This window comes from Bacteroides sp. LFL-34, from assembly GCF_027257075.1.
Taxonomy (GTDB): Bacteria; Bacteroidota; Bacteroidia; order Bacteroidales; family Bacteroidaceae; genus Bacteroides; species Bacteroides ovatus.
In genome coordinates, this window is record NZ_JAPQKZ010000002.1 from 319,390 (window position 1) to 343,789 (window position 24,400).

Genomic DNA, 24,400 nt, shown 5'->3' on the forward strand with positions numbered 1-24,400 from the left:
AAACATTTATTAATTAGAATATAGAATATGAGAAAATTTACAATGTTTTTTATGTCAAGTCTGATATGCTTGTGCGGATGTTTTACAGCGTGCAGCGGCAATTCAGACGACAATGGTAAAGAGCCGGACAACGGCGAAGTGACAGGACCTATTACTTTGACTGTGGATAAAGCCAAGATTGAAGCTAACGGGACAGATATGGCGACTTTTACGGTGACCGATGCCAAAGGAAAAGTACTGACGACACCTGAATATATGAAGAATGTATATTTTGAAGATGTTACTACCGGTGATTATCTGGAGAGACGGACCAATACGTTCGTGTCAGTAGAAAACGGGACTCATAAATTTAAAGCATATTATCTGGACTGGGAGTCGGATGAAGTTTCCGTAACCGCACAGAATCGTAAGAATTATGAACTTTTCTATCGCAAGGTGGGTGTATTTAAAATGACCGGGACTTGGTGTACCTATTGTCCGGCCATGACTTCGGCATTAAAGAAGGTGGAAGAACTGATGCCGGGTCGTATGGTGAAAATGGCTTTTCATTCTTCCAGCAGTTCAGCGACTGATCCCTTCCATTTGTCACAGACAAGCACAATCATGAGCCGTTTTGGAGCATCCGGCTTTCCTACCTGTATTTATGATTTAAAAGTGATGTCAATAGACAGGAATGTGAGTGCTATCAAACAGACATTACAAAGCCAAATTAGAAAATATCCGGCTACATGCGGAATCAAAGTAAATACATCCTATAATTCTTCTACTGGCGAAATTACAGTAAATGCTGCATTGAAGTCGAGCGAGGGAGGAGAATATGACCTGGTTTATGTCTTGGTGACTGATGGCTTGACAGCATCCGGAGGAAATGAGAACTCATACGATTATACGGTAAAAGCTATTTCCAACAATTATCTGTCGATGTCAACTGACGGACGGTTTACTGTGGATGCAAATCAGGAGCACACTGCCGCTACTTTCAGCATTTCTAATGCAAAGAACCTGAATCCTGCCACATCGCGTGTAGTGGTTTATGCATTACGTAAAGTAGATGACGCATATATGGTGGATAATATAACCGAATGTTCTATCAACGGTAGCATAGACTATCTCTATAATGATTGAGGCTTATGAAGAAATTATACTCGACAATTCTACCAATTGTAATGATCCTTTGTTTAGCAATGCTGTCATCCTGTTCCGGTAGTTCGGACGAAACGGAGAATGGAGGGACGGATGACGGCATTTTGCGGATTACAGCCGATAAGACGGCTATACAGGCAGATGGGGTAGAAAAAGTGACCTTTACGGTCAAACTGGGCACACAAGATGTAAGCGAAGAAAGCACGATGAATCTGATTCTGGTAAAGGAGTCGGGAGAAGAAAATCTGGATTATGGCGTTCGTGCTTTCAGCACTTCAGTGCCGGGTACGTATGTTTTTAAAGCCCGTTATTATGAGGGAAAAGCAATGGTTAGTGAAAATGAAGTGACCGTTCAGGTTACTCCCGTATCAGGAGGAACCAGCTATTATCATAAATTACTGGGGATGCAGTTTACTTCTGTCGGGTGTCAGGCTTGTCCGGCACTTAGCACTACATTGAAAGCAATTCAGAATGAACAACCGGGACGACTGGCGGTAGCTTCTTTCCACATGGATTTCGGGGGAATGACGGATCCCATGAGTACGGCAGCTACCAATAATTACCGGACTAATATTCTCGGCAATTTCTCCGGACTGCCTCGTCTCTTTTACAATCTGCGTAAAGGTACTAAAGAAATGATCAGTATCAAGAGCCAGATTGAAGAGGAGCTTCAAAAAGAACTAAGTAACTATCCGGCTTCTTGCGGGGTAGCGATTGAATCTGTATATAATGCTTCTGACCGTACGGTGACGATTACTGCCAAATTAACTTCCAACGTAACAAATACCTATCGTTGTTTGATTTATCTGGTAGAGGATGGTATCAAATACTTTCAAACGAATGGAGGAAATGATTATACTCATAATAATGTAGTACGTGCAGTGGTGTCCACATCGTTGAATGGTGACCGTTTCAATGGAGAAGTAAATGCGGGAATAGAATCTACCATGCAACGATCTTGTCAGTTGGAATCGGGATGGAATGCGGATAATATGCGTGTGATTGTGTCGATGTTGACAACGCTGGATGGGGGAAAAACTTATACGTGTAACAACGTAAATGAGTGCAAACTTGGAGAATCGGCAGATTACTTGTATAACGAATAAAGACGAGTTATGTGTATAAATGTCTATAAAATAATATTGCTGGTCTGTATATGCTGTGTAGGAATCTTCTGGATTTCCTGTTCTGGCAATTCCGATGATTCGGAGCAGACAGAAGTGATTTTGAGCGTCAATAAAAATACGTTGACTGCTGATGGAAAGGATATTATAACCTTTACGGTAATGCATGCGGGAATGGATGTAACTGCTGATGCAATCATCCGTTCCGTGATGGACGGACAAACTTTGGATGGAAGTACATTTTCTACTTCTAAAGCCGGAACCTATGCTTTTGAAGCATCTTATGGTAACTATGTATCCAAGTTGGTAACGGTTGTTGCGAGTGCTGCACCGGGTGAACCTTCTAAGTTTGTAAGACGCATTTGTGCAATGGAGTTTACTGGGACGTGGTGTGCCATGTGTCCGGCAGGAATGACTCGCCTGAACTATCTGATAAGTTCGAGTTATGAGGGAGTTATTTATCTGATGTCATTTCATGTCGATGGAACAAGTGCTGATCCGATGACAATCGAACAGTCTTCGATCCTTTCCAGAAAGTTTTCTATCTCCGGTTATCCTTCATGTGTGGTTGATATGCGTGAGGCAATGGGGTTGTCTGAAAATTATAGTGTCATGCGAGCTGTATTTAATAAGTCTTTGGAGGAGTATCCCGCGTCTTGCGGAGTGGCCATCCAGTCACAATATAACGGACAGGCTGATGTGACGGTAAGCGTTAAATCGGAAAAGAGTGCTGAATATCGTTTGATTTTATATGCGGTAGAAAACGGATTGAAATATCAACAAAATGACGGGGGAGTTTATCGTGATTACACACATAACCATGTGGTACGTAAATTACTGTCTGCTACCGTTGATGGCGATAAATTGGGACATATAGCGGCCGGAAAGGAGTCAAGCAGGAGTTATACTGTTATAATGGAAGAAGGATGGAATGCGGAGAATCTTTCTTTTTATGCATTGGTTACCGATGAAAACGGATATGTAAATAATTTGGCTATCTGCAAGGCTATTGATGGCGATGCCGATTATGAATATGTAAATGATTAATCACATTTATCACTTTTAATTATGAAGAAGAATTTATTTAGTTTATTACTCATGTTGGGATTTATCTTTGTGGTAAGTCCTATGGTCCTTTCGTGTTCGGATAGTGATGAACCGGGTGTAGAACCTGATGTACCAGTGAATCCGGATGTTCCGCTTCCTCCAAATCCGACACCAATAAGATGGGTTGAGAATGAAGTGGACGGTGGCGAACGCGGAGTAGGTATAAAAGTTACCAGTAACACTGAACATAATTTTGTATTTGAGTGTACTCCGGGTTCTAAAGTCCAATCTTATCGGTTGGATGTATATCCTTTATGTCGTATGTACAATTACTTATTCGAAAGTGTAGGGACAGGAGTACAAGCAACAGAGGAAGAGGTGGAAGATTTGATAATGGAGGCTATCTATAATTCCGAAGGTGCAGGTGCATATACGTTTAGTAGATCTACATTGGGAGACAGTTATCCGAATGCAGAATTTGACTGGGCTAATTCGAAATATTCCCAATCGGAAATCGTACCCGGAGCAGAATATCTGATTATAACTGTCGGTTGTAATGATGAAGGCGGACAGAATCCTGCAGATATGAAAATCTGTTATTTGAAGACTCCGGTTCAAAGTGTAATAGGCACTCCTCGTGTGGATATCGATGTCACAACAAGTTATCGTGCCGTTGGTATTCAATACCTCCCTAATACGGACAGTAAGTATTTCTATCAGTTTTGTGGAGATTCAGAACCTATTGATGCATTTATAAATACGTATGGAAAGTCGATGTATATAGATTTTATGAGACACTGGATTCAAAAAGCGGAAGATGCACAGGTTCCTCAAGAGGATTTGTATTATATGGTAGACTTCGGTTATACGGCAGATGCGAAAAGGATGATAACCGCTACCAGCATCGGGCTGGATGAGAATAAGACTCCGGGTGAATATGTCCGTCAGGACTTTCATTTGAAAGAAATAGACCCGAATGCAGAATTACCGGAATGTAATCTACAAATTAGTAGGATTGGTGCTTCCATGGTTAATCTGAATGTTGAAATGGAAAAAAATTGCGTCGCCATGTTTTATCGTATATTTAAAGCTTCGGAATGGGCTCCTTATGAAAATGCAGATGAAGCAACCATGACCACTTTAGCGCGAACTTTAGACCAGGAGGGATGGGGTGTGAGAAATACGAATTTCGCTCAGGAAGGTTCCTATAAAGGTACAGAATTTCAATTTGATTTGCTTCCTGATGCTCCTTATGTAGTAGCTTACATTGGGCGTAATGAGTATGGTCAGTTATCCAAAGAGGTAAAGCATGCTTCATTTTCTACCAAAGCGCGTATTACTGATACTCCGGATGCATCTGAAGCTGATATTGATATAACGATCACTGATCCGGGACGTACAAGTCTGAAACTGAATTATTCATATAATCAGAAGACAGCCGTATTCTATCATCAGTATATTATGACACCGGATTTACTGGAAGATGCTAATAAAGCGGAATTAATCAATTATTTACTGTCTGAAGACTCTAATGTATGGCCTGCTGATGCAACAGGAGGAGTGGAAAGCTTTACTTGGACAGGATTGGAGCCGGCTACCGAATATATATTTGCATATATGGCTGAAGACTGGAATGGCGTATTGACGGATGTGAAGATTGTAAAAGCTACTACCGAAGCAATTGTGGCAGGCCCGAATCCAACTATGGAATTACGTGCATATATGAGTGAAATGAATAATTTCACTGTCCAGTTTTCTATTATAAAGGATGTGGCTAAAGTTTATCATACAATTCTTGAAGATGCGTATTCTGCAAGTGGTGATTATACCTATCAGGAGTGTATGGATGTATGGAAGGAACATTGTTTGGATTATGGCTTGACAACAGTAAATTCAACGACTCAATCATACGATAAGACAAGTGAAGCCAAACGTTTAGTTGCTTTATGTGTACCAATTGGGGCAGATAGTGATGGCAATGAAGTTATTGGCGACCTTTATACTGTATTCTATGATAAAGATAAAGGTATTATTACTGATCCTTCTGTATTGTTTCCGGATGCTCCGAAATCAGTAAAGGGTATGATAGGAACAGCAAAACCACAAGTTATAAAGAAAGATAGACGGATTCCTGCAAATACGATTATTAAGGAGAAAGTGGATAAGAGTACTCCTGGTGCGATGATGAGCGGAAGTACTATTTATCTTGATTTGAAAAAACTGGGTAAACATCCTCACGCCAAATAAATAGTATTGGCACAATTATTCCGCACGATAGCGTGAAAGTCTGTCGTGCGGTTTTCTCTAATCATCTAAATTATCATGGATATGAGAAGAAAATATTTTTTATGTAGTATGGGGAAATATGTATGTTTCCTGGCAGTATGTGTGGTAATGTTGTCGTCATGCTATAATGACGATGATTTAAAAAACTCAATTTCCGGTTTGGAAGACCGCATGGATAAGTTGGAAGCTTCGTTACAAAGTGTACAGACGGATATTTCCACATTGAAGACACTGACAGATGCTTTATCTCAAAATAAATCAATCGCTTCTGTATTGGAGAATGAAGACGGAAGTTATACAATTAAGTTTTCAGATAAGACAGAAGTAATTATTCGTAATGGTGAAAATGGGGAGGATGCTCCGCAAATAACCGTGATAAAGAACGAAGAGGATGGTATCTATTATTGGGGAATAACTAGTATAGACGGTAAAAAGACATTCTTGAAAGATGGAGAAGGAAAAATGATGCCTGTAACGGCTGCCGCTCCTAAGATTCGCATTAATACGAATACGAAAGAATGGGAGATTTCTACGGACGGTGGAAAGACTTGGGAACCTACCGGTGTTTACGCGTCCGGAGAAGGAACGGGAGATACCTCTCTTTTTAGTGGAGTTAGTCAGGATGATGATTATGCGTATTTTACTCTGAAAGATGGCACAATATTAAAGTTGTCGAAATCTAAGGAACTGAAATGTGATATATTGTCCGGAAAGCAATACTTTACGAATGGTGAGGAGAAATTGATTTCAGTTGAAATGAGTGGAATTTCGAAATATACCGTAACAAAACCTGATGGTTGGAAAGCTTCCCTGACAGGAAAAGGATTGACTATTACTGCTCCTGTGGCAGAAAATCAGTATGCGGAGACGAGTGGCAAAGTAGCTATAATGGCTGTTGCATCTAACGGACAGAGTATTATCGCAGAGATTCCCGTAATCATAGGGGATGCTCCTATAGTTATATCTATTGTGGGGCAGACAGTTTCTACTACTTTGACGAATGGCATAGAAATGTATTATTTGGGAGTATTGGAAATCAATGAATATAGTGCAGAGAGTGTGGCTGAATTAGTGAACGGATATACTGCCCGTATGTATATGAAGACAGAGGCTCTTGATAAAATACCATTGGCTGAACTGATAGGTAAGGATCCCGAAGCCGGAAAGACATATATGATTTGGGCAGTGCCCCCATTTGAGGCAGGTAGTGTATGTTTGCCTGACGATGTGATTGCTACTGTGATTAAGATAGCTCCGACTGTAGAACTAAAGATTTCGAATATTACGTTTGAAGGTGCAACGGTTTCTGCAATTAGAAAGGGCTGTGACGTTTTTTATACAGGGATTTTAGATAAGTCTAATTATTCACCAGAAGGGGTTATTGACGATTTGGCTTATGGTGGCGGAACTAAACAGTATTCGGATTATAATGGGCCATTGGAGGGAAAAGTGCTAGATTTTCTTCCGAAAGTAATACCGGGAACAACATACGTACTTTGGGCTATTCCTTATAAAGAAGAAAAGGGGTATAGAACAGAAGAGCTGGTAGCGGTGGAGATTCCCGTTCCTGCGTTGACGTATGACGGAACAGCGACCATAAATATTAGTGGTGTTGTTACTACAGTTTCAAGTGTAAGTGCGACCATTACTCCCGGAACTGACTGTTATAAGTTCTATTATTCTTATATGAAAGAACAGACTTTGGCAAATTATAGCACTGACAAAGAGGTTATTTCCTATCTTATTAAAAATGGTGATTCTTCTAAAGAGGCAAAAAACTTTGAAAGAGCTTCTTTAGAACCGGGAACAAAAGGCTTTTTTATTGCAGTAGCATTAAATGACAAAGGACAACTCGGGGCGTTAGTCAAAGTACAGGCTGATTCCAAGGAAATATCTTATAATTCTTCTATTTCGGTGGATGTGGCAATAGAGGCAGGAACCGTGTCTGCGACTTTAACGCTGACTCCGACCGGAAATCCGGTGAAATTCCGTTATGTCCACATGAAATTGAGTGATTTCAAAAGCTATCCGTATTGGGGAAATGAAGAAACAGTAAAGCAAGCATTAATTATGAATGATAATGTTACTGAAATTGTTGCTGCTGAACTGAAGAATCATCAACTGGTGATTGAGGATATTGCATTTAATTCAGAATATGTACTGTTTATGATAGCAGTTGATGCTGATGGTAATCCTTCTTCGACTGTGACAAAGAAGGAATATACAAGTGCAAAGCCGACTTATGTGCGAAAAGAAAGGGACGCCGATTTGTGGAATGCCAGTGTTCCGGAAGTAACAATTGACAAGATAGAAAAAGACAAATTCTACACCGTTTCTTATACTGTGAAACCGAAGTCTGCCTGCAAAGTCTTTTATGTATTTGCAGGGCCGGCAGATTACCTGACTGGTATGTATGATGAACAAATCAGGTATGTGATGCAAAATGGTGTAAAACAAACAACAACTTATTCGGGAAGTACTTATGGAACATTGCCAACTAATATCAATGTTACCTGGATAGATGAAGAAGGACGTTTTTACGAGGTTTCTAAAACTGTAGTAGATGCTCCGACGCAATAATTTTAATTTCTAATTTAATAAAATAATAGATGAAAAACTTATTTAATAGCTTTTATAGTGTAGTATTGCTTGCTTTGTGTCTGATTGCTTTCAGTAATTGTTCGGATAGTGATGACGGAGGAGAAGTTGGCGGTACGGATAATGGAATCACTGCAATTAGCAGTGAAACGGAAAAGACTGTTTCACTTTATGGGGAGACTGTTGAAATCTCATTTACCGCTTCAGGAAAATGGACTCCTTCTTTACAATACTCTACAGGATCGGACTGGGCGGCTATTACTAATACCAGTGGTAGTTCTACTGCCGGTAAAGGAGGATTCAGGGTAAAGGTTGATAAAAATGAAGCCGGACAGAATCGTATATTAACAGTGCTTGTGCAAGTTGAGGGATATAAAACACCTGAAGTTGTATGTACTATAACACAATCAGGATCTGGTGACGTATCTTCTGCGGATATTGCTTTAAATGAATTTATGCATAACTATTTGAAGGAACATTATCTATTCAAGGATGAGTATAATACACTGGAAGTTGATTGCAAAAATGTTTCGTATGATAACTTTTTATCTACCTACCTTTTGAAGATGAAAACAAATACAGAAGATGGAGGAATTTCCCGTGCATATTCTGTGAATGCCGGTCAACGTTATATTTATTCATATATTGAAAAAGTAGGTTCTAGCGATACTCATGCCACAACTCGTGCTACAAGCATGGTAGGAACAGGATTAGGAACATTTTTCTCTTCCTATATGGCAGATAGAACGACAATCGGCTTGTCTATTGGATATGTATTTGTTGATTCTCCTGCAGCAAAAGCAGGATTAAGACGCGGTGATGTAATTGTTGCTGTGAATGGGGTAACCTTGAATAAAAACAACTATCAGCAATACATGAATGCATTATATTATGCAAGTGGAGGGGAGTCATTCAATATTGGATATAGACGCTATGTGCCTAATGAAGATTTGCAAAAATATGAATTAGTAGATGGAAGTGTTATTTTGACGACAGGTACTTATAATAACAATCCGGTACTTTATTCTATGTTTATAAAAGAAAAAGAAGGTAATTTGAATGTGGCTTACCTTGTTTATCAAGGTTTTGATTTGAATTATGCGGAAGAGTTAAAATATATGATACAGCAGTTCAAAACGGAAGGTATTACCGATTTAATCTTGGATTTACGTTATAATTACGGAGGTGCGGTTGAATTGTCACGCTATTTATCAGCTTCTATTGCAGGTTCTTCACATCGTTCTGATGTTTTCATGAGGATGCAACGTAGTTCTGGTGCAGATGAATATATTCGGTTTGGTGATGGAGATGATTTAGGTTTGAATTCCATACGGATTATCTGTTCGGAAGAGACAGCTTCTTCCAGTGAATTGGTAATTAGTGGATTAAGAGGAATTGATTTCCCTGTAAAACTATTTGGTAGTCGTACTGAAGGAAAAAATGTAGGTATGGAGGTACAAGAGTATAAATATGGTAACTCTTATTACGAATTTGCTCCGATTACTTTCCGTTCGTTCAATGCAAAGGATTGGGGGGATTATGCTGATGGAATTGAGCCAGATGTAATGTTGAATAATCAAAATGCAGACTATACGGATGATATTGATAATGCGTTTCCGTATGCTTTTGGAGATTGGGATAACTTCGATTTCAATTTACCGTTATGGTATGCTTTGTGTGATATTCAAGGAGTGGATCCCAATACAGGCAAAGCTAAAGTTCGCAGTGGAAAGATGAAAATGGAACGTCCACAAATGGATGGAATTCAAAGATTACCATCTGTGTCTGTGAAACGCTCAATAGGAACTTTTGGCTCTGTTATTTATAATAAGCCGGAGGTAGAAAACTTATATTAGTAAGACTAAATCTCTTGTGAAATAAATTTTCTCTTAAGTTAAAGGGGATGCTTCTCGGTAAGGTGTTAGTGAGGGCATCCCCATTTTGCTTCATAAATGAATAGAAACAAAATGGAATATTATGATGAATAAATCGTTATATAAATTAATCATATTCATTGGAATGTTAGGATTAATAAGCAGTTGTTCGGATGATGATTCTGAAAGTAAATCACAATATGAAGCCGTGGATAATGTGGTAACTAACTGGTATTCAACCTCTCATTACGAAAAAACACTACCTTTAAGTGAATTATTATGTATTGGGGAGAGTGATAAATGTCCTTTGTCTAATACATACATATCAATAGTAAATTATGATTCTGAATATCCGATAGTCATACCGAGAGGTGCCTATCAAGGGAATGAGTATGGATTTTGGATAGATAGACCTGTACCTGCCGATGGGGCTATGAAGGAAATATTTAATTCTAATTGGTATGCGACTGTTATAGTATTATATGGTGGTGAAGGAACATACAATTTTGCTGTAAGAATTTACAATCCTACTTTAAACAAATATTTTGTAACCAAGCCATATCAATTGAAAGTATGGAGAGAAGGAGTAGAGGGGGAGTATAAGTGGTTTCGTTCTATTACGCAGGTAAATAATTAATTAACTAAAAAAAGAATACTATGAATGATAAAAATATGAAGGTTTTTTTGTTCTGTTTTTTGTCGACTTTTTTTTGCTTTTCATGCAGTAGCAATTTGGAGGAGTTGGTAATATTCTAATGATGCTTGCTATTTGATAAAATAAGAGTAATAAATAATTAGTAAACAATGTTTTTAGAGAAGAAAAATCAGAGGTGTTGGTTTGAATATATATATGAGATATATGAATATCTGTTTTATCGAACATATATATGGCAGCTTAGATTGTGGGGAGAAAAGCGGTTACCGGAAGTGGCAGGGTTATTACTACCGACTTCATTGTTTACTTTTGTTTTTGTTGGCCCAATAGTTGGAGTATTACATTCATTGGAAGTACCAAACAATGAAGAGTTAGGTATACTTTTGGCTGTTATATTCACTTTTGTTGCTCATAGATTATTTATTAGCGATGGACAATATTTGTCTATTGCTGATAAATATCGTAATGAAACTAAAGAAAAACAACGACAACGTATGAAGCAAGTTTGGATTTTTTTAGCAATAAATTTTATTTGGGTAATATTCTGCATCTTCTTATTCATCAAAGTGATACCCCCGCCATCAAATGCAGATACCTCTAATAAGAATCCTTCTCCAGAATATATAGAGATGCTGAAAAGATATAAGAGACCGACGAGCACAATAGAATATAAACAGCGAAATAAATTTGTTGTATAATAGATTATAATTTAGAACTTAGAAAATGAGAATTATTTTATTTTTATTAGTAGGTTGGTACACTATCGGGAATATACAAGCACAAATCAAGGAGCCTGTAAAGTTCAAAAATGAGTTGAAAATGACCTCTGAAACGGAAGCGGAAATCGTGTTTACCGCTTCGATAGAGAAAGGATGGCATGTATACTCGACTGGAATAGGGGATGATGGGCCTATTTCCGCTACTTTCAACATCAATGCGAGTAGTCATGTAGAAACAGTGGGTAAATTGCAACCTGTTGGAAAAGAAATCAGCATCTATGATAAGATGTTCGAGATGAACGTGCGTTATTTTGAAGATACGGTACAGTTTATCCAAAAAGTGAGATTTACAGGAAATGATTACTTTATAGAAGGGTTTCTGGAGTTTGGGGCTTGTAATGATGAGAGCTGTTTACCTCCGACTCAAATTCCTTTTCAATATGGGAAAAAAGCAGAAGCAGATATAGCAGTTGCAAAAGAAGAGGAAGAGAGGCCGGCAAATGTGCTAGAGAAGCAATCGGAAAGTGATCTTTGGAAGCCGGTTATTAATGAACTGCAAGAGTTGGGGGAAGAACATTCTCAAGAGGATAAATCTTGGCTGTATGTCTTTGTCACCGGATTTCTTGGCGGTTTATTGGCTTTGTTTACTCCTTGTGTATGGCCGATTATTTCTATGACTGTGAGTTTCTTCCTGAAAAGAAACAAAGACAAGAAGAAAGGGATTCGGGATGCATGGACTTATGGTGCTTCGATTGTGGTGATTTATGTAACACTGGGATTAGCAATTACTTTAATATTTGGTGCTAGTGCATTGAACGCTTTATCAACGAATGCCGTATTCAATATTCTTTTTTTCTTGATGCTGATTATTTTTGCTGCTTCTTTCTTTGGGGCATTTGAACTTACTTTGCCTTCTAAATGGAGTAATGCTGTGGATAGCAAAGCGGAAGCGACGAGTGGGCTGCTAAGTATTTTTCTGATGGCATTTACGTTATCTCTGGTGTCTTTCTCTTGTACAGGGCCTATTATTGGATTTTTGCTCGTACAGGTTTCTACAACTGGTAGTGTGATTGCTCCTGCTATTGGAATGTTAGGCTTTGCCATCGCTTTGGCTTTACCATTCACACTGTTTGCTCTTTTTCCTTCGTGGCTGAAATCAATGCCTAAGTCAGGAGGGTGGATGAATGTAATTAAAGTGACATTGGGCTTTCTGGAACTGGCTTTTGCCTTGAAATTCTTGTCGGTTGCGGATTTAGCTTATGACTGGAGGATTCTGGACAGAGAAACCTTCCTTGCATTATGGATTGTGATTTTCGGACTGATGGGGTTATATCTGTTAGGAAAGATCAAGTTTCCGCATGACGGTGATGAAAGTAGGGTAGGCGTAGCCCGCTTCTTTCTTGCACTTGTCTCTTTAGCGTTTGCTGTGTATATGATCCCCGGACTTTGGGGAGCACCTTTGAAAGCTGTCAGTGCATTTGCTCCTCCTGTGATGACACAGGACTTTAATCTATATTCGAATGAGGTTCACTCCAGATTCAAGGACTATGATATTGGGATGGAGTATGCACGGCAACAGGGAATGCCTGTGATGGTCGACTTTACCGGATATGGTTGTGTGAATTGTCGTAAGATGGAGGCGGCAGTATGGACAGATAGTAAGGTAGGCGGTATCATCAATGATAAATATGTGCTTATCTCTTTGTATGTAGATGATAAGACTCCATTGAATGAGCCGCTCAAAGTAACGGAAAATGGAACGGAACGTACCTTACGCTCGGTAGGGGATAAATGGAGCTATCTGCAACGTGTGAAGTTTGGAGCAAATGCACAGCCTTTTTATGTATTGCTGGATAATGAAGGTTATCCGTTGAATAAGTCGTATGCATATAATGAAGATATTACTTCTTATATTGAGTTTTTACAGAAAGGATTGGAACATTACGTAAAATGAATTTAGTCATTGATTCTCTTTTTAACCTGGACTCGTGATCGATAGGATTAGAAAAGGAATTTGTTTTTAGGTAGTGGGACCGGCATACAAAGCGTGACTTTGTTTGCCGGTCTTTTTTATGCTCCCTTGTCCCTCTGCTTGTCGCTTTTTTCCAGGTATTGGGTTGATTATTTGCTATAAATGCTGTTTGTAGGCTCTGTAGTGCCGATAATTGCTTGTCGTTTCATGTCCGTTGAATATGTCGCATCTTTGCATTGTTAACGTTAGCGAAGTAATTATTAAACAGTATTCATTTAAAAAAAGAAAAGTATTATGGCAATTAGATTTAAAAGAGTTCAACGTCTGTGTGACCCGACAAACAAAGAGGCAGGAAAGAAAGTGTATCCGGTGATTTCTTATCAATATGATACGAGCGCTACACTGGATGAGTTTGCAAAAGAAATCTCTTCTACTTCCGGTGTAAGTGAGGGTGAAACAATTAGTGTATTGAAAGATTTTCGTACACTTCTACGTAAGACATTACTTTCGGGCCGTTCAGTGAACATTAAGGGATTGGGTTACTTTTTCCTTTCAGCTCAAAGCAAAGGAACGGAAAAGGCAGAAGACTTTACTGTATCCGACATCAGTGGTCTGCGGGTTTGTTTTCGTGCGAATTCGGATATCCGTCTCTTTACGGGAACTTCGACGCGTTCGGATGGATTGAAGTTTAAGGATTTGGATCATATCAACGACTCAAGTATCATCGACGGTGATTCAGGCGAAGGAGGCGAAGCACCGGATCCTGACGGAGGTGCAGGAGGTAATGGTGAAGCACCCGATCCGGCAGCTTGATAAACGGAAAGTCGGGAATTAGCGATTTTGTATGGAATGGGGCTTCGGCCTCATTCTTTCTTTATAACTACATAAATAGATCAATATGCAAATAACTACAATCCTTGCTTTTATTACTGCTATGGGTGGTTTGGAAGCGGTGAAATGGATGGTGAGATATATTTCTTGCCGGGAAACGGATGCACGGAAAGAAGAGGCAGACGTGAGCAGTCTGGAAGAAGAAAATCGTCGTAAAAAGGTGGATTGGCTGGAAGATCGCCTGGCACAGCGGGACGAGAAAATAGACGGGCTTTATATCGAGCTTCGCAAGGAGCAGGAAGAGAAGATCGACTGGATACATAAATGCCATGAGGTGGAGTTGGCACAGAAAGAGTCGGAGGTGAAAAAGTGTGAGATCAGAGGGTGTGTGAAGCGCATTCCTCCTTCGGAATATTAATGAGGTTAGTTGATAAGAATAAAATGTCATGAGAAAGATAGATTCTATTATAGTGCATTGCTCGGCTACAAAAGCCGGACAGGATTTTACCGCTGCAGATATTGACCGTTGGCACCGGGAACGTGGGTTCAATGGTATCGGTTATCATTATGTTATCCGTCTGGACGGAAGACTGGAGAAAGGAAGGGAGATTGATTTGCCTGGAGCACATTGCAAAGGTTGGAATGAGCGAAGTATCGGGCTCTGTTATATCGGGGGATTGGATGAGAACGGACATCCGGCAGATACTCGGACAAATGCTCAAAAACGGGTGCTTTATCAAGTAATAATGGATTTGCAACGGGAATATACTATTCTTCAGGTATTGGGACACCGGGATACTTCGCCGGATTTGAATGGAGACGGGGTGATCGAACCTTATGAATATGTGAAAGCGTGTCCTTGTTTTGATGTGAGGGAGTTTATGAAGAGTGGGAGGGAGCTGCTGTTTGTTTTATTGTTGGGGTTCGTTCTTCCGGGGGTGCTTTCGGGATGTAGGACTAAGAAGGAAGTTATCAGTAGGAGCAGTGAGGTGCAGATGGATTCAAGTTCTTCCGGGCATTCTTCCCATGTGGCTTCGTATGATGTTAATCAGGAAAGGAAGATGCTGGAACGGATGGAGGAGTCTACCGAACAAATATTGGTAGTATTGGGGAAAGATACTGCGACAGGGGATTTCTCTTCCACCTGTTTTATTTCAGGTAGCAGAAAGACGGTGAATAAGGTTTTTGAAAAGAAAGAGAGGATAGATGAGAAAGAAGATACTCAAATATCATCTTTCATCGACACGAATCATCATAAAGTGGTTTGTGAGGAGGAAGAGAATAGCTTATATTATAGGAAAAATATAAGTTGGATGCTAATAATTAGTATATCGGCATTGATGTTACTTTACTTTATTTATAAAAAGAGGAGAATTCTTTTTTGAGGATTTGCATAGAAATATATAGAATAATACTATCTTTGTAGAGGTATATCGGGCTTAATGGAGTGATTGTTCAATAATATTCATATTCATCATCGGGATATACAATGAGAATGAGGGCGAATTTTTCTATTGTGATAATTGGAATTGTATAGCCCTAAATGTGCGAATAACGTAAAAGTGGTAGCTTTTGAGTTTGAATTTTGCATATACTGAAACAGGCTATTTTAAAACATTAGCTATTAGTCTTGTTTGTAAACAGATATTGTTCTCTTAAACATGAATACAATTTGCCATATTCGTGATTATACGGACCTTTGCAGAAGGTAACTAACAAACAATATTAGGGATTAATGATTATATATAATAGTCGATTAGCAAAATGTCTTCTCGATAAAAAAACATTCTTTTATGATTTTTGGGTGCTACTTTACCCGTTATAAGCAATTAGAATTTTGGGAGGAAATGGAAAACCAGATTCATGTAAGGCAATACATGGAATACTTTTTGCCTGCATTGTTATCAGCAGTAGGAGTATCGCTATGAGTGAAGCTATCATCATCAAGATGGGCTGACTAAGATAAAGATCCCTTGTGGATCGGCTGCCTGTGAAGGTCGCTCTATTGTTTGTTTTGTTTGTGTTTTGGTGCACCTTTATTCTGTTGAAGAATAGGGTGCACTCTTTTTATGGTTATGTAATAGTTTAAATATATCTTTGAAGAAAAAAAGAAGATGGGTGAAAAAGCTTCAATGTGGAATCTTTGGCATGGCTGTCACAAATTGAGTGAGGGCTGCTGCCATTGTTATGTGTATCGGACGGATGGTAAATATGGAAAAGACAGTTCGGTGGTGACAAAGACGGAGAAGTTTGATTTACCCTTGCTTCGGAAAAAGAACGGTACGTATAAGATACCTTCGGGCAATCTGGTATATACCTGTTTTACTTCGGACTTTCTGATAGAAGATGCTGACGAATGGCGTGCCGAAGCGTGGGAGATGATGCGGATACGGCAGGATCTTCGTTTCCTCTTTATCACTAAACGGATAGACCGATTGCAACAGTGTCTGCCTCCCGATTGGGGTGATGGGTATGAGAACGTAACAATCTGCTGCACAATGGAGAATCAGGATAGGGTGGATTATCGTCTACCTATTTATAGAGAAATTCCTATTAAACATAAAATTATTATCTGCGAGCCGCTTCTTAGCCGGATTGATTTTAGAGGTGAGTTAGGGGATTGGGTGGAACAGGTGGTTGCCGGAGGGGAGTCGGGAAAGGAAGCCCGAATGTGTGACTACGAGTGGGTGCTGGATATCCGGCAGCAATGTATAGATGCGAATGTCGGCTTTTGGTTCAAGCAGACTGGGAGTTATTTGCTGAAAGAGGGACATGAATACAAAATTGCCCGACAGTTTCAACATTCGCAGGCGAGGAAGGCAGGATTGAATTATATGCCTGATAAACAAGAAATAAAAGGTTAGTTCAGATATTTTTTACTGAAAGCGAGGGTTGCTTGGCAATCTTCGCTTTTTTGTTTTATTGAGTACAAAATGCGGATAATCACGTCTTTTTATAAAGATATTGTGTAAATTTTAAATTATCCATATTAATGAAACAGATAAAACTGTTACTTCTTTTAGCTTCCGCCTCCGTTACGGGAGCACTTGCGCAAAGCAATGGATTGACGGATATGAGTCAGAGCCGTTTTGCGAAGATGGCGAATACCGGAATCAGTGCCGTACATTGGACAGATGGATTCTGGGGAGATCGCTTTCAGGTATTTAGCCGGACTTCCCTGCAAAGTATGTGGAACACTTGGAACGCGCCGGAGATCTCTCACGGTTTCCGTAATTTTGAGATTGCTGCCGGGGTATGCAAAGGAGAGCATTGGGGACCTCCATTTCATGACGGAGATATGTATAAATGGATGGAAGGTGTCGCTTCTGTCTATGCAGTTAATAAAGATCCGGAGTTGGACAAGTTAATGGATAACTTTATTACTTGTGTCGTAAAAGCCCAACGTGCAGACGGTTATATACATACGCCTGTTGTTATCGAAGAACTGAATAAAGGGATTGACTCTCATGCATTGGAGGGTCAGCATAAACAAACGGTCATTGGAACGAAAGTAGGTGACGAGGATGAAAAAGGAGCTTTTGCGAATCGGTTGAACTTTGAGACTTATAATCTGGGACACTTGATGATGGCGGGTATTGTGCATCGTCGTGCCACCGGAAAAACGACTCTTTTCGATGCTGCCGTGAAAGCGACGGATTTCCTCTGTCATTTTTATGAAACGGCTTCTGCCGAACTGGCTCGCAATGCTATTTGTCCCTCTCACTATATGGGGGTAGTCGAAATGTACCGGGCTACCGGAAATCCCCGTTATCTGGAGCTTTCAAAGAATCTGATTGATATCCGTGGTATGGTAGAGAACGGTACGGATGATAACCAGGACCGTATTCCTTTCCGCGATCAATATCGTGCGATGGGACATGCGGTACGTGCCAACTATCTGTATGCCGGAGTAGCGGATGTATATGCAGAAACCGGTGAGCAGCAATTAATGAAGAATCTGACTAGTATCTGGAATGATATCGTGACCCGGAAAATGTATGTGACCGGTGCTTGCGGTGCTCTTTATGATGGTACATCGCCCGATGGAACGTGTTATGAGCCGGATAGTATTCAGAAAGTGCATCAGAGTTATGGACGTCCTTATCAGCTGCCGAATAGCACTGCTCACAATGAAACGTGTGCTAATATCGGTAATATGTTGTTCAACTGGCGGATGCTGGAAGTGACAGGGGATGCGAAATATGCCGATCTTGTGGAGACTTGTCTTTATAATAGTGTATTGAGCGGTATTAGTCTGGATGGAAAGAAGTATTTCTACACGAATCCGCTTCGTATCAGTGCCGATCTTCCTTACACGCTTCGCTGGCCAAAGGAACGGACAGAATATATCAGTTGTTTCTGCTGTCCTCCGAACACATTGCGTACGCTGTGCCAGGCACAAAACTATGCATATACATTGAGTCCGGAAGGGATTTATTGCAATCTGTATGGGGCAAATACATTGACAACGACTTGGAAAGAGAAGGGAGAAGTAGCTCTGACGCAGGAAACGGATTATCCCTGGGATGGAAATGTGCGCGTAACGTTGGATAAAGTTCCTCGTAAGGCGGGTACTTTCTCGCTCTTCTTACGTATTCCTGAATGGTGTGAAAAGGCTACGCTTAGGGTGAATGGACAGCCGCTGCAAACCAATGCAAAGGCAAATTCGTATGCGGAAGTAAATCGTACATGGAAGAAGGGGGATATAGTGGAGCTGATGATGGATATGCCTGTCCGTTTGCTCGAAGCTCATCCGTTAGCAGAGGAGATTCGTAATCAGGTGGTCGTGAAGCGCGGGCCGTTGGTGTACTGTCTGGAAAGTATGGATATTGCAAACGGGGAAAAGATTGATAATGTATTGATTCCCGCTGATATAAAACTAACTCCGAAGAAAATCACAATCGAAGGCAGTCCGATTGTTGCACTCGAAGGGATGGCACGTCTGGCATCTGCAACTTCGTGGGAAGGAGTGCTTTACCGGCCGGTTGTTCAGGCTGAAAAGACAGTAAATATCCGCTTGATTCCTTATTATGCCTGGGGAAACAGAGGAAAGGGAGAAATGACTGTATGGATGCCTCTTGCCAGATAGTCCGGATTGTTTAGTATACAGAAATGAAAAAAATCATGAAAAAGTTATTTTTAACGGCTATATGTATCTTGTGCAGTCACTGGCTATTGGCCGATGAGATATGGATTTCTCCCAAGGGCAGTGATTTCAACGACGGAACTCGTCAATCTCCTAAAGCCACGCTGACTTCTGCCTTGCGACAAGCACGAGAATGGCGCAGGACAGAGGATAACCGTATTCAAGGTGGAATCACAATCTATATGGAAGGTGGAACGTATGCCTTCCATGAACCGGTTTTTATCCGTCCGGAAGATAGCGGAACCAAGGAATCGCCAACAGTCATTCGTTCGGTAGGCGATGAAAAGGTGATATTGAGTGGAGGAATCAGCATAAATGGCTGGAAGAAACAAGGGAAAGTTTGGGTAGCAGATGTCCCGGCATTTAATGGACGTCCATTGGATTTCCGCCAGTTGTGGGTGAATGGAAAAAAGGCAGTTCGTGCCCGTGATGTGGAAGATTTCGAAAAGATGAATCGCATTTGCAGTGTGGATGAGAAGAATGAAATTCTTTATGTGCCTGCAGTTTCCATTCGCAGACTTATTGATAATAAAGGGAATTTGAAAGCTAAATATGCCGAGATGGTATTACACCAGATGTGGTGTGTTGCCAATCTTCGGATTCGTTCAGTTGAAGTGCAGGGAGATAGTGCGGCAATACGTTTTCATCAACCGGAAAGCCGGATTCAGTTTGAGCATCCCTGGCCGCGTCCGATGGTGACGACGAACGGACATAATTCTGCTTTCTATCTGACAAATGCCCGCGAATTGCAGGATGTACCCGGAGAATGGTATCATGATATAGATGCCCGTAAAGTATATTATTATCCACGGGAAGGAGAGAAGATGCAGGAGGCGGAAGTGATCGTGCCTGCCGTTGAGACATTAGTACGGGTGGAAGGAACTTTGGATCGCCCTGTGTGTCATATTCGTTTCGAGAAAATTACTTTTTCCTATACTACGTGGATGCGTCCGTCAGAAAAAGGACATGTACCTCTTCAGGCAGGTATGTATCTGACAGATGGTTACCGGATTGATCCGAAAATGCAACGGAACTATTTGAATCATCCGTTGGATAACCAAGGATGGTTGGGACGTCCCGCAGCTGCTGTTCGTGTGGTTGCTGCAAGGCAGATTGATTTCGAGCGTTGCCGGTTCGAGCATTTAGGCTCGACCGGATTGGATTATGAAGAAGCGGTGCAAGGCGGTGTTGTTCGTGGCTGTCTTTTCCGCGATATTGCCGGAAATGGTCTGTTAGTCGGCAGTTTTTCTCCGGCTGCCCATGAAACGCATTTGCCATACGACCCTGCTGATCGTCGGGAAGTATGCACACAGCAACAAATCAATAATTGCTATTTCACGGAAATAGGCAATGAAGATTGGGGATGCCTTGCCATTGCTGCGGGATATGTAGGGGACGTCAATATCGAACATAATGAAATCAGTGAAGTGCCTTATAGTGGCATCAGCCTTGGTTGGGGATGGACGCAAACTGTGAATTGTATGCGTAATAACAGAGTACATGCCAATCTGATTCATCATTATGCGAAACACATGTATGATGTGGCAGGTATTTACACACTCGGTTCGCAGCCGAAAAGTTATGTAACGGAGAATTGCGTGCATAGTATTTATAAGCCGGGGTATGTGCACGATCCTAATCACTGGTTCTATCTTTATACGGATGAAGGTTCTTCCTTTATTACTGTACGTGATAATTGGACAGAAGGAGAGAAGTATCTGCAAAATGCCAATGGTCCGGGAAATGTATGGGAGAACAATGGCCCGAAGGTGGATAATGATGTTCGTGAACGTGCGGGACTGGAAGCAGGATATAAGGATTTACTAAATATCCAGTAGGTATTGACAAGTCATTTAACTGTAATACGTGATTCGTTCCACAGATATGGAACTAAAGGGAAACAGATGTGGAACTAAACGTCAACCACTGTGGAACGAATTATTTCTTACGATTCAGTTTGTTAGTAATAGAAAGAGAAATGAAAAAGAAATATATGATATTGCTTAGTGCCTTGTCTTTGGCAAGCAGCGCATTTGCCCAGACCTGGATATGGTATCCGGGAGACTACGAAATCTGGCTGGGAAATCAAATGAATAACCGTCGTACGGAACGAGGTGCATTTTTCCCTCCTTTTTGGAAAACGGACAGTCATTATGTTGTCGTAGAATTCAGCAAGCAACTGAATCTTTCTGAGCCGGAAGAGATCTTTATTGCTGCCGAAGGAAAGTACAACGTCAAACTGGATGGAAAGCTCCAGTTCGGTATGCCGGAAACCATGTTGCTTCCGGCCGGAAAACATAATCTGAACATTAAAGTCTGGAATCAGGCAACTCCTCCCACTATTTATGTGAAGGGAAAAACAGTGAATTCAGACTCTTCCTGGCGTGTGACTTACGAAGATAAAGAATGGATTGACGAGAGTGGAAAAGCCAGTGACACATCTGCCACTATCTATATGGATGCCGGTTGCTGGAATTTTGACGGAGCTACCCAACGTCCTTCCCAATTCAGTCTGACGCGTGAACCGCAGCAACCTGTTACGAAGACAGAACAGTCCGAAGGAGGTATCCTTTATGATTTTGGAAAAGAAACATTCGGGTTTATCACATTGAAGAATCTTTCCGGAAAAGGAAAAATAGAAATTTATTATGGTGAAAGCCCGGAAGAAGCAAAAGATAAAGCATATTGCGAAACATTGGACAAACTCTTGCTCGAACCGGGACAAGTGACCGACCTCGCCATCCGCAGCACTTCTTCCTTGAGTAATTCTGAAAACGAATATACATTGGAGAACAGTAAAGCCTTCCGCTATGTCTATGTAACTCACGAGCTGGGTGTACAGATTGGAGAAGTCTCCATGCAATATGAATATCTTCCTGAAGAATACCGTGGAAATTTCCGTTGCAATGATGAAGAACTGAATCGTATTTGGGAAGTTGGTGCATACACCATGCATCTCACTACCCGCGAATTTTTCATTGACGGTATCAAACGTGACCGTTGGGTATGGAGTGGCGATGCCATCCAAAGTTATTTGATGAACTACTATCTTTTCTTTGATAACGAGTCCGTCAAACGTACAATCTGGTTACTTCGTGGCAAAGACCCTGTGACCAGCCACAGTAATACAATCATGGATTATACTTTCTACTGGTTCCTTAGCGTATATGACTATTATATGTATAGTGGCGACCGCCATTTTGTCAACCAACTGTATCCACGTATGCAAACAATGATGGATTATGTGTTGGGACGTACCAATAAGAATGGCATGGTAGAAGGCATGACCGGCGACTGGGTATTTGTGGACTGGGCAGACGGTTATCTGGATAAGAAAGGTGAACTCTCTTTTGAACAAATTTTGTTTTGCAGGAGTCTGGAAACAATGGCTTTGTGTGCGGAATTAGTTGGAGATGCCAATGGCAAACAGAAATACGAGAAACTGGCTGCTGCTTTGAAAGCAAAGTTAGAACCTGCCTTCTGGAATAACGAGAAACAGGCATTTGTACATAACTGCGTCAACGGTCAGCAAAGTGATGCAGTCACCCGCTATGCAAATATGTTTTCTGTATTCTTTCAATATTTGAATGCAGACAAGCAGCAAGCCATCAAGAACTCTGTTCTTCTGAATGACAGTATTCTGAAAATAACAACTCCCTATATGCGTTTTTACGAACTGGAAGCCCTTTGTGCTCTTGGCGAACAAGATGCTGTAATGAAAGAAATGAAAGCCTATTGGGGAGGAATGTTGAAGGAAGGAGCTACCTCCTTCTGGGAAAAATATAACCCGGAAGAAACCGGAACGCAACATCTTGCCATGTATGGCCGTCCATACGGAAAGAGTTTGTGCCATGCCTGGGGAGCGAGTCCTATCTACCTGTTGGGCAAATATTATCTGGGAGTGAAACCTGTAAAAGAAGGATATAAAGAGTTTGCTATTGCTCCTGTATTGGGAGGATTGAAATGGATGGAAGGCACTGTACCCACACCGAATGGCAATATCCATGTCTATATGAACAGCAAAACGATGAAAGTGAAAGCAACAGAAGGGAAAGGCTATCTGACAATCAAAAGCCGTCGTTCCCCCAAAGCAAATATCGGAACACCGGAGAAAGTGTCGGAAGGAGTATGGCGGCTCTGGATCGATTCACCCGAAGAAAGAATTGTTACCTATCATTTATAATTCATTTGTTAATTAGTTAGTGGAGTAGTCCTTGATTAACGATCCTCTTTTATAGTGGAGATTGTTAATCAGGGACTTTTTTTATAGGAATATGCATTGCCTTTTCTAAATTTTACTACTTTTGTTTTGTGAAAGACACATAATTGTAATATGTCTTTTGTTCTTTTGGAAAAACGATTAAACAAAGTCCAAGGAATGTTAGATAAATCAGCTCAATACACTAATACGGATGACGAGAAGCTCTTTTCCTTCATAGAAAAAGGAGATAAAGGAGCTTTTACACAGGCTTATGACAGATATCATAAGCTGCTATATGTATTAGCTTACCGTTATTTAATGAATGCAGACATGGCAGAAGATGTAGTGCAACATGTCTTTGCCCGTTTATGGGAATTTAGGTCGGAACTACATGTAGGAATCAGCCTTAAGAACTATCTGTTCACTATGACGAAAAATCATGTCTTAAATCTGATTCGTAATGAGAATAGTGCAATCAGCAAGAACTATGAGATAGCCCAATCGACGCCTGTCTACGAAGATAATCTGATAGAAAATCTGGAGAAGAAAGAATTGATGGCCTCTTTTTATAAAGCGGTAGATATGCTTCCACCGCAGAAACGCAGTATTTGTTTGATGAAAGTGAAAGAGGAACTAACGAATCAGGAAATAGCCGAACGGATGAATCTGTCTGTTAATACAGTCAAAACGCATTATACGGAAGCATTGAAAATGCTACGTATTCATTTAAGTAAAATGCTAATAATTGTTACTTTTGTCACACTAATGACATATTTAAGTGTCCACTATTTAAGATAAAAAGAG

Annotated in this window: 17 protein-coding genes; all 17 read left to right on the top strand. The window is 40.5% G+C overall.

All coding sequences use genetic code 11. The features are described from left to right. The first annotated feature begins 27 nt into the window (after positions 1-27). The gene (locus N5O98_RS01660; RefSeq protein WP_118160953.1) at positions 28-1,125 is read left to right on the top strand and encodes an Omp28-related outer membrane protein; all 1,098 of its coding nucleotides are present in this window, start codon (positions 28-30) and stop codon (positions 1,123-1,125) included. A gap of 5 nt (positions 1,126-1,130) precedes the next feature. Continuing rightward, positions 1,131-2,249, top strand: a complete 1,119-nt coding sequence (locus tag N5O98_RS01665; RefSeq protein ID WP_004306194.1) for an Omp28-related outer membrane protein — start codon at positions 1,131-1,133, stop codon at positions 2,247-2,249. A 9-nt stretch (positions 2,250-2,258) separates the two neighbouring features. Next, positions 2,259-3,314, top strand: coding sequence for an Omp28-related outer membrane protein (locus tag N5O98_RS01670; RefSeq protein WP_118160952.1), 1,056 nt, complete (start codon positions 2,259-2,261; stop codon positions 3,312-3,314). A gap of 21 nt (positions 3,315-3,335) precedes the next feature. After that, positions 3,336-5,561 (top strand): hypothetical protein, encoded by a 2,226-nt coding sequence (locus N5O98_RS01675; RefSeq protein ID WP_118160951.1) that lies wholly within the window; start codon positions 3,336-3,338, stop codon positions 5,559-5,561. A gap of 81 nt (positions 5,562-5,642) precedes the next feature. Continuing rightward, positions 5,643-8,180 (top strand): PL29 family lyase N-terminal domain-containing protein, encoded by a 2,538-nt coding sequence (locus tag N5O98_RS01680; protein ID WP_118160980.1) that lies wholly within the window; start codon positions 5,643-5,645, stop codon positions 8,178-8,180. A gap of 29 nt (positions 8,181-8,209) precedes the next feature. Beyond that, positions 8,210-10,054: a S41 family peptidase gene (locus N5O98_RS01685; protein WP_269495433.1), complete on the top strand. Its 1,845-nt coding sequence runs from the start codon at positions 8,210-8,212 to the stop codon at positions 10,052-10,054. A 121-nt stretch (positions 10,055-10,175) separates the two neighbouring features. Next, positions 10,176-10,709 (top strand): hypothetical protein, encoded by a 534-nt coding sequence (locus tag N5O98_RS01690; protein WP_242398329.1) that lies wholly within the window; start codon positions 10,176-10,178, stop codon positions 10,707-10,709. A 167-nt stretch (positions 10,710-10,876) separates the two neighbouring features. After that, positions 10,877-11,425 (top strand): hypothetical protein, encoded by a 549-nt coding sequence (locus tag N5O98_RS01695; protein ID WP_118160949.1) that lies wholly within the window; start codon positions 10,877-10,879, stop codon positions 11,423-11,425. Between the two features lie 25 nt (positions 11,426-11,450). After that, the gene (locus N5O98_RS01700) at positions 11,451-13,400 is read left to right on the top strand and encodes a protein-disulfide reductase DsbD family protein (protein ID WP_149948970.1); all 1,950 of its coding nucleotides are present in this window, start codon (positions 11,451-11,453) and stop codon (positions 13,398-13,400) included. A 312-nt stretch (positions 13,401-13,712) separates the two neighbouring features. Further along, entirely contained in the window at positions 13,713-14,231 is a 519-nt protein-coding gene (locus N5O98_RS01705; RefSeq protein WP_004296078.1) for an HU family DNA-binding protein, read from the top strand. Between the two features lie 85 nt (positions 14,232-14,316). Beyond that, positions 14,317-14,667, top strand: a complete 351-nt coding sequence (locus N5O98_RS01710) for a hypothetical protein (protein ID WP_118160947.1) — start codon at positions 14,317-14,319, stop codon at positions 14,665-14,667. Between the two features lie 28 nt (positions 14,668-14,695). Next, the gene (locus N5O98_RS01715; protein WP_004318388.1) at positions 14,696-15,634 is read left to right on the top strand and encodes an N-acetylmuramoyl-L-alanine amidase; all 939 of its coding nucleotides are present in this window, start codon (positions 14,696-14,698) and stop codon (positions 15,632-15,634) included. A 729-nt stretch (positions 15,635-16,363) separates the two neighbouring features. Continuing rightward, complete coding sequence (locus tag N5O98_RS01720) at positions 16,364-17,113, top strand: DUF5131 family protein (protein ID WP_118160946.1); 750 nt, start codon at positions 16,364-16,366, stop codon at positions 17,111-17,113. Between the two features lie 128 nt (positions 17,114-17,241). Further along, positions 17,242-19,338: an aceric acid hydrolase gene (locus N5O98_RS01725; RefSeq protein ID WP_118160945.1), complete on the top strand. Its 2,097-nt coding sequence runs from the start codon at positions 17,242-17,244 to the stop codon at positions 19,336-19,338. 35 nt (positions 19,339-19,373) lie between these two features. After that, positions 19,374-21,233, top strand: coding sequence for a right-handed parallel beta-helix repeat-containing protein (locus N5O98_RS01730; protein ID WP_118160944.1), 1,860 nt, complete (start codon positions 19,374-19,376; stop codon positions 21,231-21,233). Between the two features lie 140 nt (positions 21,234-21,373). Further along, the gene (locus N5O98_RS01735; protein ID WP_182423438.1) at positions 21,374-23,578 is read left to right on the top strand and encodes an alpha-L-rhamnosidase-related protein; all 2,205 of its coding nucleotides are present in this window, start codon (positions 21,374-21,376) and stop codon (positions 23,576-23,578) included. A gap of 195 nt (positions 23,579-23,773) precedes the next feature. Next, entirely contained in the window at positions 23,774-24,394 is a 621-nt protein-coding gene (locus N5O98_RS01740) for an RNA polymerase sigma factor (RefSeq protein ID WP_004310318.1), read from the top strand. Positions 24,395-24,400 lie beyond the last annotated feature (6 nt).